Below are 13,581 nucleotides of genomic sequence, written 5' to 3'. Positions count from 1 at the left end.
GTCAGGCGAGCGCCTCGCGCAGCACGTCCAGCCCGACCGACCCGAGGCCCAGCGCCCGGGCGTGGAACGCGCGCAGGTCGAACTCCTCGCCGCGCGACTCCGCGGTCGCGCGGGCGTCGTCGCGGATCTGCTCCCACAGCCGCTGGCCGACCTTGTACGACGGCGCCTGGCCCGGCCAGCCGAGGTACCGGTCCAGCTCGAAGCGCAGGAACTCGGCGTCCATGTCGGCGTTCGAGGTCAGGAATCCCCAGGCCTTGTCGGCGTCCCACGTGCCGCCGCCCCACTCTTCGGGGCACGGCTTGCCGAGGTGCACCCCGAGGTCGAGCACGACGCGGGCCGCCCGCAGGCGCTGGGCGTCCAGCATCCCGAGCCGGTCGCCCGGGTCGTCCAGGTGGCCGAGGTCGGCCATGAGGCGCTCGGCGTACAGCGCCCACCCCTCACCGTGGCCGGAGACCCAGCAGGCCAGCCGGCGCCAGGAGTTCAGGCTGTCCTTGGCCGAGACCGCGGCGGCGCACTGCAGGTGATGGCCGGGGACGCCCTCGTGGTAGACGGTGGTCGTCTCGCGCCAGGTGGTGAACTCGGTGACGCCCGGCGGCACCGACCACCACATGCGGCCCGGGCGCGAGAAGTCGTCGCTGGGCGGCGTGTAGTAGATGCCGCCGGTCTGGGTCGGGGCGATGCGGCACTCGATGGTGCGCACCGGCCCCTCGATGTCGAAGTGGGTGCCGGCCAGGTCCTCGATCGCCGCGTCGGCGGTGGTCTGCATCCAGGCGCGCAGCGCGTCGGTCCCGTGCAGCTGCCGGTCGGCGTCGGCGTCGAGCACCGCCACGGCGTCGGCCACCGTGGCGTCGGGGCCGGCGATCTCGCGGGCGACGGCCTCCTGCTCGGCCACGATGCGGGCCAGCTCGGCCAGACCCCACTCGTAGGTCTCGTCCAGGTCGACCTCGGCGCCGAGGAACTCGCGGGAGAACAGGGCGTAGCGCTCGCGGCCCACGGCGTCCTGCTGCGGCGCCTGCGGGGCCAGCTCGTGCTCCAGGAAGTCCGCCAGCTCGCCGTAGGCCGCGCACGCGGCGGCGGCACCCCGCTCCAGCTCGGCCCGCACGAGGCTGCAGGCGGCCGAGTCGTCCAGGACGCGCGCGGCGTCGTCGCCCCGCACCAGGGCGGTGAAGGTCGACTCCGGACCGGCGAGGTCGCGGGCCTGGGAGGTGGCGGCGCGCACCTGGCGGATCGCTGCCACACGGCCCCGCTCGGCGCTCCAGCGCAGCGACACGGTGTAGCCGGCCAGCGCCTCCGGGACGGAGTTGAGGCGCGCGGCGATGTTCTCCCACGCCTCGACGGTCCCGGTGGGGACGACGTCGAACAGGTCGCGCAGCTGCTGGACCGGCGACTCGATGTTGTTCAGGCTCGCCTGGGGCTCACCGGCGTCGTGCAGCTCGAGGGACAGACCCACGCGCTCGCGCATCGCGGCCAGCGTGACCCGGTCGACGTCGTCGACGGGGGTCGTGCCCGCGGCCTCGAGCTCGTCCAGCTCGCGCAGCAGCGCCCGGTCCAGGTCCGCCCGCGCCTCGTGACCGGCGGGGGACAGGTCGGGCAGCTCGTGGTCGTGCCCGGGCAGTCCCATGAAGGACGCGGCGATCGGTTCCAGGGCGGCGAAGCGGCGGACGTAGGCATCGGCCGCGGCGTCGAGGGCGGTGGGGGTGCGGGGCGCGCTGGTGGTGGCGCTCGGGGTCAGGGCGCCGGAGGTGTCGTGGGTCACGTGCCCGAGGCTATCCGACGGCGTCGAGCGTCTCTGTTCCTCCGGAATCAGCGCCTCGTTCCGGAGGAACAGAGACGCTCGATCACAGGGTCTCCGTGGTGAGCAGACCACGAAGCCGGTGCCGGTGCTCCGTGGACAGCCCGATGGCGTCGAAGGCTTCGTCCGTGCAGGACGCGGCATCGCGCACCAGCGGCGTCGTCCGCGTCACCCAGGACTCCACCTGCTCGGCGGTCCAGGTCTGCTGGCGGTCCGCCGTCGGGGCTTGCGACGCCTGGCCCGCCATCGCGCGGACGGAGGTCGCGTAGTCGGCGGCGACGTCGTCCGGGGCGACGCCGGCGTTCCCGAGCAGCAGCGCGCTGATCATCCCCGTGCGGTCCCGCCCTGCCGAGCAGTGCACGAGCACCCCCGGCCGAGCGTCGGCGATCGCCTCGAGCGCGGACCGCACCAGGTGCGGCAGGATCCGCCAGTTGTGCGACCAGTACGCGGGTGAGTCGAGGATCGGGAAGCAGGTCCGCCGGAACTCGGCGTCAGCGTGGTCCTCGGTCGGCGCGAGGAGCACGGTGACGCTCTCCGTGACCGCGGGGCGGACGACGGGATCCCCGGTGCGGGGACCGACCTCGTCGGGGCACCGAAGATCGACCACCGTCGTCAGCCCCCAGTCGCGGGCCGCTGACCACCCGGACTCGGTGAGCAGCTCACGCCGCGGCCCACGGGCGATCCGACCGGTGAGCGTGGCCCCGGTCGCGGAGAGCGACGTGGGAAGCCCTCCCAGGTCGCGGACGTTCGGGCAGCCGGTCCAGTCGAGCTCGCGCACCCCGACAACCTAGCGGGCGTCGGCTGGGGTGCCGGCGGTGTCGAGCGTCTCTGTTCCTCCGGAATCAGACCCTGGTTCCGGAGGAACAGAGACGCTCGATCGTGGCGGAGGGATGCTCAGGCCCGACGGCGCAGCTCGTCCGCCCAGCCGCGGTGGTACCGCGCCACGACGGTGTCCGAGCCCGGGGCCCACCACACGGCGGCCGGGTCGCCGGGGCGAGGGCCCGGGGCGTCGCCGTCGGCCACGAGCAGCGACCAGGTGTCCTCGGCCGTGTCGTCCTCGCGGGGGTAGGTGAGCAGCCCCCGCAGCATGACGCCGTCGCCGACGGGCCGCTCGGAGACGGTCACCGAGCCCGTCGTGGCCCGGGCGTCGCGCCGCAGAGCCGCGACGTCCTGGGTCGCGCGGGCGACGTGCTGGTCGTCGCGGTAGCGGACCAGCGCCGCGACGGCGGTGACCATGAGCAGGGCCAGCAGGGCGAGCATCAGCCACATCTCGAGCTCGCCCGAGGGGTTCTCGACGAGCCGCTGGGTGACGTAGACGGCGACGGAGGCCGCCAGCGCGGGTGCCCACAGCCACCGGCGCACCCAGCCGGGCTTCTCCGGGTCGGGCAGGTCGCCCAGCGGCGCCTCGACGTCGGCGACGGAGTCGACCTGCTGCCACCGCACGCTCACGACCGGAAGCTCCAGCGCCAGGCGTCCATGTTGTGGCGGCCGGCCCGGCCCCCGAAGCTGCGGGCCGTGGCCGCCCCGTTGCCGCGCAGGTTGCGGGCGTGGTTGGTCCACTCGTCCACGGGCGCGACGTCGTCGGGCAGCTCGTCGTCCGCGGTCACGGCCGCCAGCCCGGCCACGAGCGCGGCCACCTCCAGGTCGTCCGGTGCTCCGCGCACCACGCGTACCTGCGGGGTCATGCGTCCTCCTCGTCGTCGGGGTCGTTGCCGAAGCCCGGTGCCAGGCCGCGCGAGGCGGCCCACTCCATCACCTGGTACCCGCCCTCGGCCATCCGTGTCGCGGCGTCCTGACCGGCCTCGTCCAGCAGCTCGATGACGCCGTTCAGCGTCATCGAGGCTCCCGGCGGCGGGTCCGCGACGACGAACCCGAGGTAGAACACCTCCGCGGAGATCGTGCCCTCGGGCAGGTCCTCCTCACCGCTCTCCTCCGGCCGGCTGCCGGGCTCCGGCTCCCACACCGACGTCGTCAGGTCCGGGTGCATGCCGAGCGCGTCGTGCAGCGTGTCGAACAGCGAGGCGTTGAGCGTGCCGACCCGGTTCTCCAGCGCGAGGATGCGCGGGTCCTCGTCCGCCTCGGTCGCCCCGAACTCGGCCCGCACCCCCACGGCGGCGTCGACGTACTGGTGCAGCGCCGCGGCGAGCGTCTCCACGGCGCGGTGCATCGGCTCGGGGTCCACGTCGCCCAGCGGTGCCGGACCGTGGGTGGCGTCCTCGTGGCTCATCGGTCGATCTTCTCAGAACGTCGGCGGTTCATGGCCGCCTCACAGCGGGATGTTGCCGTGCTTCTTCGGCGGGAGGCTGGCGCGCTTGGTGCGCAGGGCACGCAGCGACCGGACCACCTGCACGCGGGTCTCGGAGGGCCGGATCACCGCGTCGACGTAGCCGCGCTCGGCCGCGTCCCACGGGTTGACGATGGCCTCGGTGTACTCGTCGGTCAGCCGGCCGCGCTCCGCCTCGACGTCCTGACCGTCCTCGCCGGCGGCCTTCAGCGCCCGGCGGTGCAGGATGTTCACCGCACCGGAGGCGCCCATGACGGCGACCTGCGCCGTCGGCCAGGCCAGGTTGACGTCCGCGCCGAGCTGCTTGGAGCCCATGACGATGTACGCGCCGCCGTAGGCCTTGCGCGTGATGACGGTGACCAGCGGGACCGTGGCCTCGGCGTAGGCGTAGATGAGCTTGGCGCCGCGGCGGATGATGCCGTCGTGCTCCTGGCCGACGCCGGGCAGGAACCCGGGCACGTCGACGAACGTCAGCACGGGGATGTTGAACGCGTCGCAGGTGCGCACGAACCGCGCGGCCTTCTCCGAGGCGGCGATGTCCAGGGTGCCGGCCATCGACTGGGGCTGGTTGGCGACGATGCCGACGCTCTGGCCCTCGACGTGCCCGAACCCGACGAGCACGTTCTGCGCGTACAGCGGCTGGACCTCGAGGAACGAGTCCGGGTCGAGCACGGTCTCGACGACGGCGCGCATGTCGTACGGCTGGTTGTCGCCGTCGGGGACGATCGTGTCCAGCACCTCGTCGTCGGCGGTGACGTCCAGCTCGGTCTCCGCCTCGGGCGCGAACGTGGGGGCGTCGGAGAGGTTGTTCTGCGGCAGGTAGCCGACCAGGTGGCGCACGTAGTCGATCGCGTCGTCCTCGTCGGCGCCCAGGTAGTGCGCGACGCCGGAGGTGGCGTTGTGCGTGTGCCCGCCACCCAGGGTCTCGAAGTCGACGTCCTCGCCGGTGACGGTCTTGATGACGTCCGGGCCGGTGATGAACATGTTCGACGTCTGGTCGGCCATGACGACGAAGTCCGTCAGGGCGGGGGAGTAGACCGCCCCGCCGGCGCTCGGGCCGAGGATGAGCGAGATCTGCGGGACGACGCCGGAGGCCGCGACGTTGCGGCGGAACATCTCGGCGAACTGCGTCAGCGCGGCCACACCCTCCTGGATGCGGGCGCCGCCGCCGTCGGAGATGCCGATGATCGGCACGCCGATCCGCAGCGCGAGGTCCTGCACCTTGGCGATCTTCTCGCCGTGCACCTCGCCGAGGGACCCGCCGAACACGGTGAAGTCCTGGGAGAACACGCAGACCTGGCGGCCGTCGATGGTGCCGTGGCCGACGACGACGCCGTCACCCGGCAGCCGCTTGGCGTCCATGCCGAAGTTGCGGCTGCGGTGCATCGCGAGGGCGTCCAGCTCGGTGAAGCTGCCCTCGTCGAGCAGGTCGTCGATGCGCTCGCGGGCGGTCTTCTTGCCGCGCGCGTGCTGCTTTGTCCGGGCGTTCTCCTCGGGCTCGGTGACCGCGGCCGCGCGGCGTCGGTCGAGCTCGGCGAGCTTCTCGGCAGTGGTCTTCACACTGGCGACCCTAGGGGTCGGTGGCCCGTGGGGCGATGCGCGACAGGCTCTGTCGCCCCCGGCGTTCTTGGAGGTTTCCTACAATCCCGCCGCGTCCGTCCCGCGGGGTCGGTGCGAGGTACCACGATGGAGGCATGACGCGCCCACCTCTCGACGTCGCCTCGCTGCGGCCCGCCCTGCTCGCCCCGACCGGACCCCTCGCCCGGGTCGACGTGGTGGAGGCCGCCGCCTCGACCCACACCGACCTCGTCGCCCGGGCGCGGGCCGGCGCCGAGATCCCGGCGGCGCTGGTCGCCGAGCACCAGCAGGCCGGGCGTGGGCGCGCCGGCCGGACGTGGGAGACGCCGGCCCACGCCGCGCTGACGGTCTCGTTCCTGCTGAGACCTCACGTCCCCACCGACGAGCTCGGGTGGATGCCGCTGCTGACCGGGCTCGCGCTGGCACGCACCCTGCGCGCCGAGGGGGTGCGGGCCCAGGTCAAGTGGCCCAACGACGTGCTGCTCCCGGCCCCGACGGCGGTCGAGGGGCTGGGCCGGTTCCGCAAGGTCGCCGGCGTGCTCGCCGAGGTGGTGCCCGACGCCGCGCCCGTCACCGCACCCGGCGATCCCGGGGACGCCGACGACGCACCCGTCGTCGTGGTCGGCGTCGGGCTCAACGTGGACCAGCGGGCCGAGGAGCTGCCCGTGCCGACGGCGACCTCGGTGGCGCTCGCGGGCCGCGACCTGGACCGCGGGGAGCTGCTCGTGGGCCTGACCGGCGAGCTCTTCACGCTCGTGGCCCGGTGGGAGGCCGCCGGCGGGGACGCGGTCGAGGCGGGTCTCGCCGGCGAGTACGCCGAGGTCAGCGCGACGCTCGGCCGGACGGTGCGCGCCGAGCTCGCGGGCGGGGCGGGGTCCGTCGAGGGCGAGGCCGTCCGGGTGGCCGACGACGGCGCCCTGGTGCTGGCGACCGCGGCCGGCGAGCGCGTGGTCACCGCGGGCGACGTGCACCACCTGCGGCGCGTCTGAGACGGCGCGGCGGGTTCGCGCCGCGGACGTCCAGGTTCCGCCCAGGTGACCCCCGTTACAGTGGCCCCGTGACCAGCCAGACCCCCCAGGAACCGCGCGAGCGCGCTGCTCAGGAACGTGCCGACACCGCGCGGCGGACCGACGAGGCGATCCTCGGCGGTCCCCGCATCTACACCTTCGCCGACCTCGTGGAGGGGACGGGGCTGTCCCCGGAGTTCGTGGAGAACTACTGGCGCTGGCTGGGGCTGCCGGTGACGCACCCCGCCGAGGCGCGGTTCACCGCGGCCGACCTGGAGTCGCTGCGGGAGATCGGCGAGCTCATCGCGGCCGGCGAGCTGGACCAGCAGGCGCAGATGACGCTGGTGCGCTCGCTGGGGCACACCTCGGACCGGCTCGCCCTGTGGCAGGTGGAGGCGTTCGTCGAGCACCTGGGCCGGCGGTTCGACCTGGACGACGTCAGCGCCCGGCTGGCGGCGCTGGACCGCATCCCGGGGTTCGCGGACGTGCTGGCCCGCCAGCTCGAGCACGCGTGGCGCCGCCAGCTCGCGGCGCTGATGGGCCGGTTCGCCACCGAGTTCGGGGGCTCGCACGGCACCGAGCTGCCCGGCGACCAGCTGCCGCTGCGCCGCGCGATCGGGTTCGCCGACATCGTGTCCTTCACGAAGCGCACGGCCGGGCTCGGCTCGCAGGAGCTGTCCGAGTACGTCCAGCTCTTCGAGTCCCGCGCCCGCGACGTCATCACCGAGGCGGGCGGCCGCGTGGTCAAGACGATCGGCGACGCGGTGCTGTTCGTGGCCGACGACGTCGCCACCGGGGCCGAGTGCGCGCTCGGGCTGGCCGCCCCGCACTCCAGCGAGGAGGAGATCCCGGTGCGGGTCGGCTTCGTGTGGGGCCGGGTGCTGTCCCGCTTCGGCGACGTGTTCGGGCCGGACGTCAACCTGGCCTCGCGCATCTCGGAGCTGGCCGAGCCCGCGAGCGTGCTCGTCGACCCGCCGACGGCGGCGCTGCTCAGCTCGTCGGCCAAGTACGCCCTGACCGCCCAGCCCCCGCAGGACGTGCAGGGGCTGGGGGAGATCACGCCGGTCCGCCTGCAGCGGGCCTACACGGGGTAGCGCCCGTCTCAGCCGGGCTGCACGGAGCGGACGACCCGCGCCGGGGACCCGACGGCGACCACGCCGGACGGGACGTCCTTGGTGACGAGCGAGCCGGCACCGATCACCGCGTCGTCGCCCACGGTCACCCCGGGCAGGATCGTGACGTTCGCGCCGACCCAGACGTTGCGTCCCAGCACGATGGGAGCGGGGTGCAGGTCGGTCCGGCGGCTCGGGTCGAGGTCGTGGTTCAGGGTCGCCAGGACGGCGTTGTGCCCGACGAGGCAGTCGTCCCCGATGGTCACACCGCCCTGGTCCTGGAACCTGCACCCGGAGTTGATGAACACCCGCTTGCCGAGGCGGATGCCGCGGCCGAAGTCCGCGGTGAACGGCGGGAACAGCGTGACGGAGTCGTCGACCGGTGCGCCGGTCAGTCGGGAGAGCAGCTCGCGGACACGCTCGGGCGGCTGGTACGGGCCGTTGAGCTCGGCGGTGACGAGCATGGCCTCCTGGCTGGCTCGGTGCATCACCTCGTGCAGGGGTGAGCCGCCGGTGATGGTCTTCCCGGCCCGCAGCGCGGCGAGGAGGTCGTCGATGGTCGCGGTCATGGCCTCAACCTACGTCCCGTGCCGGGGGTGCGGCGGCGCCGTCCGGGTTGCGGCGCTCACAGCAGCACGAGGTCGGGGTCCTGGGGGTCGGGGTCGGGCGCGACGAGCCCGGCGTCGTCGAAGCGGACGTTGCCGACCCGTGCGCCGACCGGGTAGGTGCTCATGGGCGCGGAGGCGTCCTCGAGCAGGGCGTTCGCGTCCTGCGCGCCGACCGACGGGTCCAGCCAGGCGTCCCACGCCGCGCGGGGCAGGGCCACGGGCATGCGGTCGTGGATGCGTTCGAGCCCGTCGGACGCGGCCGTGGTGATCACGGTGGTGGACACCAGCCACCGGTCGGGGTCGTCGTCGGCCCGACTGCGGTCGCGCCAGAACTCGTACAGCCCGGCGAAGGCCGCGACGCCGCCGTCCGCGGGGTGGATCCAGTACGCCTGCTTGGGGGTCTTCCGGGTCGCGGACGGCACCTCGAGCTTCCGCCACTCGTAGTAGCCGTCGGCGGGCACGAGGCAGCGCCGCACGGCCAGCGGCCTGGCGAACGCGGACTTGTCCAGCAGGGTCTCGCGGCGGGCGTTGATCATGCGTGGGCCGATCCCGGGGTCCTTCGCCCAGGACGGCACCAGGCCCCACCGGGCGACCTGCAGGGAGCGGGTGATCTCCCCGGCCGTGGTGCCGCCGTCGGGCAGGGGCTCGCGCCGGGGGCGCTCGACGACGATCCGCACCGGGTCGGTCGGGGCGACGTTCCAGCGCGGCCCGAGCAGGCGGGCGTCCTCGGCGATCTCGGCGACGGCGAGCTCGTCGGCGAGGTCCTGGGCGTCGGTGAAGGACGCGAAACGGCCGCACATGGGCCCATCGTCCCGCGCCCCGGTGACAGCCGCGCACCGGCCGGCTCCGGGCGCCGCGCGGTGAGGCGCCTCACCGCGCGGCCCCTCGTACTCGTCGTATCGTTTCGATACGATGGCGGCCATGCCCGAGAAGACCGCCGTGCCCCAGCGCGCCCGTTCGTCGTTCCGCTGGGTCGTCATGCTCGGTGCGCTGGCGGCGATCCCGGCCTTCACGGTCGACATGTACCTGCCCTCGCTGCCCGAGGTCGCGGCCGACCTCGGGTCCAGCTCGTCCTTCGCGGCGCTGTCGGTCTCGATCATGCTCGTCGGCGGTGCCGCCGGCCAGCTCGTCATCGGGCCGCTGTCCGACCGGTACGGACGCCGGCAGCCCCTGATAGTCGGGCTGGGCATGCACGTCGTCATCTCCCTCCTCTGCGCCGTCGCGCCGAGCATGGGCGTCCTCGTCGTGCTCCGGCTCCTCCAGGGGTTCTTCAACGCCGCCTGCGGCGTCGCGGCCATGGCGATCGTGCGCGACCGCTTCGTCGGTGCCGAGGCCGCGCGGATCCTCTCCCGCCTCATGCTCATCATCGGGATCGCCCCGCTGCTCGCCCCGACCTTCGGCTCCGCCGTCGCCGAGGTCGCCTCCTGGCGCTGGGTGTTCGGCTTCCTCGCCCTGATCGGTGTGACGATGGGCGTCATCGTGTGGCGGTTCCTCCCCGAGACCCACCCCGCCCAGCGTCGGGCCACGGGGGGCGCGCGATCCGTCGTCGGCGGCTACGGCCACCTCCTGCGCGACCGGCACTTCATGGCCCTCGCGCTGCTCCCCGGGCTCGGGATGGCGGTGCTCATGAGCTACGTCGTGACGTCGCCGTTCGTCTTCCAGGAGGTCTACGGGCTCAGCCACGGCCAGTTCTCCCTGCTCTTCGCGCTCAACGGGGTGGGGCTCGTGGCCTCCGCCCAGCTCAACGCGGCGCTCGTGCGGCGGGTGGCCCCGATCCGCATCCTGCGCACCGCGCTCGTGCTGCAGGGTCTCTTCGCCGTCGTCCTGGTCGTCGTGGCCGTCACCGGGGCCGGTGGCCTCGTCGGGCTGCTCGTCGCCCTGTGGTGCGTGCTGGCCTTCACCGGGCTCATCCCCGCCAACGCCTCGGCCATCGCGCTGTCCCGGCACGGCGAGCGGGCCGGGACGGCTGCGGCGGTCATCGGCGCGGTGCAGTCCGGGGTCGCCGGCGTCGTCTCGCCGCTCGCCGGCGCGCTCGGCGGTGACGCGGTCGCGATGACCGCCGTCATGCTCGCGGCGTGGACCGCCGCGATCGCCGTCCTGGCGTTCGCCACGCCGGCCTTCCGCCGCGGGGGCTGGGTCCAGCTCGCCTGAGACCCGCCGCCGGCCCACATGACGGCCTGAGGCAAGCGGTCGGTCTAAGGTGGACGAGTGAAGGAATCCAGTCCCCGGCACGCGGGACACCATGCCGGGCATCGTGTCCTGCGCTGGGTCGCCCTCGTGCTCACCGGTGTGCTGGCCTTCGTCGGCACCGCCTCCATCGCCGCCTACGTCGACCTGCAGTCGCAGATCGAGGTGTCCGACGTCGACGCGCTGATCGGCCGGGACCGGCCGGTCCCGCAGCCGCAGGCCGAGAGCTCCGAGGAGCCCGCCGACCCGAGCGACCCCTTCGCCGGCCAGGACCGGAACATCCTCGTGATGGGCACCGACTTCCGTGACGCCGAGAACGCGGAGATCGCCGGCTCCGGCGACGAGTTCCACTCGGACACGACCCTGCTGGTGCACATCAGCGGCGACCGGTCGCGCATCGAGGCGGTCTCGATCCCGCGCGACTCGCTCGTCGACATCCCGTCCTGCCCGCGGCCCGACGGCAGCTCGACGGCGCCGCACAACAACGCGATGTTCAACATGGCGTTCGCGCTGGGCGGCGGCCCCGAGCAGGACGTCACCGGTGCCGCGGCCTGCACGATCCTGACCGTCGAGTCGCTGACCGGCCTGACGATCGACGACCACGTCGTGGTGAAGATGACCGGCGTGGTCGACATCGTCGACGCGCTCGGCGGCGTGCCGATGTGCCTGCCCGAGCCGGTCGTGGGCGACTCCCGGTACAGCGACCTCGACCTCGCCGCGGGACGGCAGGTGCTCGACGGCGAGACCTCGATCCAGTTCCTGCGCGTCCGCAAGGGCGAGGGGATGGGTCTCGAGCTCGGCAGCGACCTGCAGCGCATCGAGCGGCAGCAGGCGTTCGTCGACTCCATGCTCCGCGAGGTCCTGGCCCAGAACGTCATCACCGACACCCCGCAGCTGTACCGCATGGTCCGTGCCGCCCTGCAGGCGATGTCCACCAGCCCGGATCTGGCGAGCCCCAGCGCGCTGGCCGGGCTGGCGTGGAGCCTGCGCAACGTCGACCCGTCGAGCATCGTCTTCGAGTCCGTCCCCGTGGCGGACGCCCCCACCGACTCCAACCGCGTCGTGTGGACCTGGGAGGCCGCCGAGCTGTGGGAGAGGTTCGCCGACGACGTCCCGCTGCACGGCGAGCCGTCCCCGAGCCCCAGCGCATCCGCCCAGGACGGTCAGGTCGAGGCCGGCCCGGACGGCGGTGACGGTGCCGAGGGCTCGGCCGACGCGGAGGGTCCGGACGCGGGCGAGGAGGCCGGCAGCAGCTCCGGGGGCGGCGGCCAGGGCGGTTCGGTGAGCGCCGACGGCGGCGACGGGCCGAGTCCGTCGCCGAGCCCGTCGCTGCTGCCCGGCGTCTGCGGCTGAGTCCGGCTGGACGCACCCGGCCGGCTGAGCCCGAACGGACGATCCCGTCAGGTGGGCGCGAGCGGCAGCGACCGCGACGCCGCCGTGCGGATCGCCGCGGTGACCCGGTCCAGCACCGCTGAGCGCAGCCGCCACTGCTGCAGGTGGAGGGGCACGTCCACGGTGTCGTCGCTCAGCGCGACGACGTCCGGGTCGCCGGCCTCCAGGACCTCGAACCGGGCGCCCGGGCGGGGGAGCGGCCCCCACATGCCCCAGCCGAGCCCGTGCCGGACGGCGGCGAGGAAGTCGGCCGTGGCGGGCACATGGTGGCGCGGCGGGTCGGGGACGGCGGTGCCGGCGGCGTCCGCGACCCGGCGCAGCCAGGCGTCCTGCAGGTCGTCGGTGCGAGCGAAGACGACCATGGGTGCGGCGTCCAGCGCCTCGGGCGTCGGCCCGTGCGGGAACCATCGGGCCGCGAACTCCCGGTCGGCCCGCGGCTGGTAGCGGGTCACGCCGAGCGGCACCGCGGTGCAGCCCTGCACCGGCGTCCGCTGGGACGTCACGGCCGCCATGACCTCCCCGGCGGGCAGCAGGTCGACCGTGCGGTCCTGGTCGGCCAGGTGCAGGTCGAACACGACGCCGTCGACGGCGGCCAGCGCCGGCACCAGCCACGTCGCCAGCGAGTCCGCGTTCACCGCGAGCGGGACGGTCACCGGGCGGTCGCCGTCGTCGGCGGGACCGAGCTCGGCCGCGGCCTCGCTGCCGAGCAGCTCGACCTGCCGGGCGAGCCGCAGCAGGGTCCGACCCGGACCGGTGGGACGCACCGGACGCGTGCGCTGGACCAGCACGGCGCCCGCGGCGCTCTCCAGGGCGCGCACACGCTGGCTGAGCGCCGACGGCGTGACGTGCAGGACGCGGGCGGCGGCGTCGAACGACCCCTCGCTGACGACCGCCGCCAAGGCCGCGAGCTGTCCGGACTCCCATCGCATACCTGAAGTATCCCTTCACCAGACGTAGGAACAGTAGATGGACTTCATCGCGGGGTGTTCGTAGCGTGCTCGACGTGCTGGTCTTCCTCGCGGGCTTCGGGCTCGGACTCTCGCTGATCCTGGCCATCGGCGCCCAGAACGCGTTCGTGCTGCGCCAGGGGGTGCGCCGCGAGCACGTCGGCGTCGTCGTGCTGGTCTGCGCCGCCTCGGACGCCGTGCTGTACGCGGCCGGGGGAGCAGGCCTCGGGGCCCTCGTCGAGCAGCACCCCGCGGTGGTCGACGTCGCGCGGTGGGCCGGGGCCGCCGTCGTGCTCGGGTACGGGGCGCTCGCGGCGCGGCGCGCCTGGCGCGGCGAGGAGGGGCTGACCGCCGCGGGGGACGCGACCGTCGACGACGCCGGGCGGCGGCTGCGCCCGGTGCTCCTGACGACGCTCGCGCTGACCTGGCTCAACCCGCACGTCTACCTCGACACCGTGGTGCTGCAGGGATCCGTCGCGGCCACCTACGGCGACGACCGGTGGCTGTTCAGCGCCGGCGCCGTGGTCTCCAGCCTCGTGTGGTTCACGGCCCTCGGGTACGGCGCGCGGCTGCTCGCGCCGCTGCTGCGGCGGCCGGGAGCCTGGCGGGTGGTCGACGGTGTGATTGCGCTGGTCATGCTCGCCGTGGCGGTCTCGCTGGTCGCGGGCCGCTGA

At 74.1% G+C, this 13,581-nt stretch carries 14 protein-coding genes; 5 read left to right on the top strand and 9 right to left on the bottom strand.

Annotation, left to right across the window (positions count from 1 at the left end; translation table 11 throughout):
- Window position 1: 1 nt before the first annotated feature.
- The 6 genes from V5O49_RS10775 to V5O49_RS10750 all read right to left on the bottom strand — a co-directional run bounded on the left by V5O49_RS10775 (window position 2) and on the right by V5O49_RS10750 (window position 5,636).
- Complete coding sequence (locus tag V5O49_RS10775; protein WP_332902241.1) at window positions 2–1,756, bottom strand: DUF885 domain-containing protein; 1,755 nt, start codon at window positions 1,754–1,756, stop codon at window positions 2–4.
- An 82-nt stretch (window positions 1,757–1,838) separates the two neighbouring features.
- Window positions 1,839–2,570, bottom strand: coding sequence for a tyrosine-protein phosphatase (locus tag V5O49_RS10770; RefSeq protein WP_332902240.1), 732 nt, complete (start codon window positions 2,568–2,570; stop codon window positions 1,839–1,841).
- A 116-nt stretch (window positions 2,571–2,686) separates the two neighbouring features.
- A complete protein-coding gene (locus V5O49_RS10765; protein ID WP_332902239.1) occupies window positions 2,687–3,241 on the bottom strand; it encodes a hypothetical protein in 555 nt (184 codons plus the stop codon).
- A complete protein-coding gene (locus V5O49_RS10760; RefSeq protein WP_278236836.1) occupies window positions 3,238–3,477 on the bottom strand; it encodes an acyl-CoA carboxylase epsilon subunit in 240 nt (79 codons plus the stop codon). Before V5O49_RS10760 ends, V5O49_RS10765 begins: the two co-directional genes overlap by 4 nt.
- Window positions 3,474–4,019, bottom strand: a complete 546-nt coding sequence (locus V5O49_RS10755) for a hypothetical protein (RefSeq protein WP_332902238.1) — start codon at window positions 4,017–4,019, stop codon at window positions 3,474–3,476. The genes V5O49_RS10760 and V5O49_RS10755 overlap by 4 nt, the downstream gene beginning before the upstream one ends.
- Window positions 4,020–4,058: 39 nt before the next feature.
- Window positions 4,059–5,636, bottom strand: a complete 1,578-nt coding sequence (locus tag V5O49_RS10750; protein WP_278236838.1) for an acyl-CoA carboxylase subunit beta — start codon at window positions 5,634–5,636, stop codon at window positions 4,059–4,061.
- A 134-nt stretch (window positions 5,637–5,770) separates the two neighbouring features.
- Between V5O49_RS10750 and V5O49_RS10745 the strand changes: the two genes are divergently transcribed.
- The gene (locus V5O49_RS10745; RefSeq protein WP_332902237.1) at window positions 5,771–6,643 is read left to right on the top strand and encodes a biotin--[acetyl-CoA-carboxylase] ligase; all 873 of its coding nucleotides are present in this window, start codon (window positions 5,771–5,773) and stop codon (window positions 6,641–6,643) included.
- Window positions 6,644–6,711: 68 nt separating this feature from the next.
- Window positions 6,712–7,755 carry an adenylate/guanylate cyclase domain-containing protein gene (locus tag V5O49_RS10740; protein WP_278236840.1) on the top strand — a complete coding sequence of 348 codons (1,044 nt, stop codon included), beginning with the start codon at window positions 6,712–6,714 and terminating at the stop codon, window positions 7,753–7,755.
- Between the two features lie 8 nt (window positions 7,756–7,763).
- Here V5O49_RS10740 and V5O49_RS10735 read toward each other — a convergent pair whose 3' ends face one another.
- A complete protein-coding gene (locus V5O49_RS10735; protein ID WP_332902236.1) occupies window positions 7,764–8,342 on the bottom strand; it encodes a DapH/DapD/GlmU-related protein in 579 nt (192 codons plus the stop codon).
- A 56-nt stretch (window positions 8,343–8,398) separates the two neighbouring features.
- Window positions 8,399–9,181, bottom strand: coding sequence for an SOS response-associated peptidase (locus V5O49_RS10730; RefSeq protein ID WP_332902235.1), 783 nt, complete (start codon window positions 9,179–9,181; stop codon window positions 8,399–8,401).
- 121 nt (window positions 9,182–9,302) lie between these two features.
- Between V5O49_RS10730 and V5O49_RS10725 the strand changes: the two genes are divergently transcribed.
- Together V5O49_RS10725 and V5O49_RS10720 are read left to right on the top strand one after the other, a co-directional pair.
- Window positions 9,303–10,532, top strand: a complete 1,230-nt coding sequence (locus V5O49_RS10725; protein ID WP_332902234.1) for a multidrug effflux MFS transporter — start codon at window positions 9,303–9,305, stop codon at window positions 10,530–10,532.
- A gap of 57 nt (window positions 10,533–10,589) precedes the next feature.
- Window positions 10,590–11,921 carry an LCP family protein gene (locus V5O49_RS10720; protein WP_332902233.1) on the top strand — a complete coding sequence of 444 codons (1,332 nt, stop codon included), beginning with the start codon at window positions 10,590–10,592 and terminating at the stop codon, window positions 11,919–11,921.
- Window positions 11,922–11,968: 47 nt separating this feature from the next.
- Here V5O49_RS10720 and V5O49_RS10715 read toward each other — a convergent pair whose 3' ends face one another.
- Entirely contained in the window at window positions 11,969–12,889 is a 921-nt protein-coding gene (locus tag V5O49_RS10715; protein WP_332902232.1) for a LysR family transcriptional regulator ArgP, read from the bottom strand.
- 74 nt (window positions 12,890–12,963) lie between these two features.
- On the opposite strand from V5O49_RS10715, the gene V5O49_RS10710 reads away from it, so the two are divergent.
- Window positions 12,964–13,581, top strand: a complete 618-nt coding sequence (locus tag V5O49_RS10710) for a LysE/ArgO family amino acid transporter (RefSeq protein WP_332902940.1) — start codon at window positions 12,964–12,966, stop codon at window positions 13,579–13,581.

The sequence above is a fragment of the Isoptericola haloaureus genome, assembly GCF_036689775.1.
Taxonomy (GTDB): Bacteria; Actinomycetota; Actinomycetes; order Actinomycetales; family Cellulomonadaceae; genus Isoptericola; species Isoptericola haloaureus.
The sequence above is the reverse complement of the archived record's forward strand: the minus strand, read 5'-3'. Positions and strand labels throughout refer to the sequence as shown.

Bases quoted from the DNA above. Each gene is read 5' to 3' on its own strand.
- V5O49_RS10760 (WP_278236836.1), bottom strand. From the start codon at position 3,477: ATGACCCCGCAGGTACGCGTGGTGCGCGGAGCACCGGACGACCTGGAG.
- V5O49_RS10755 (WP_332902238.1), bottom strand. From the start codon at position 4,019: ATGAGCCACGAGGACGCCACCCACGGTCCGGCACCGCTGGGCGACGTG.
- V5O49_RS10745 (WP_332902237.1), top strand. From the start codon at position 5,771: ATGACGCGCCCACCTCTCGACGTCGCCTCGCTGCGGCCCGCCCTGCTC.
- V5O49_RS10735 (WP_332902236.1), bottom strand. From the start codon at position 8,342: ATGACCGCGACCATCGACGACCTCCTCGCCGCGCTGCGGGCCGGGAAG.
- V5O49_RS10730 (WP_332902235.1), bottom strand. From the start codon at position 9,181: ATGTGCGGCCGTTTCGCGTCCTTCACCGACGCCCAGGACCTCGCCGAC.
- V5O49_RS10725 (WP_332902234.1), top strand. From the start codon at position 9,303: ATGCCCGAGAAGACCGCCGTGCCCCAGCGCGCCCGTTCGTCGTTCCGC.
- V5O49_RS10715 (WP_332902232.1), bottom strand. From the start codon at position 12,889: ATGCGATGGGAGTCCGGACAGCTCGCGGCCTTGGCGGCGGTCGTCAGC.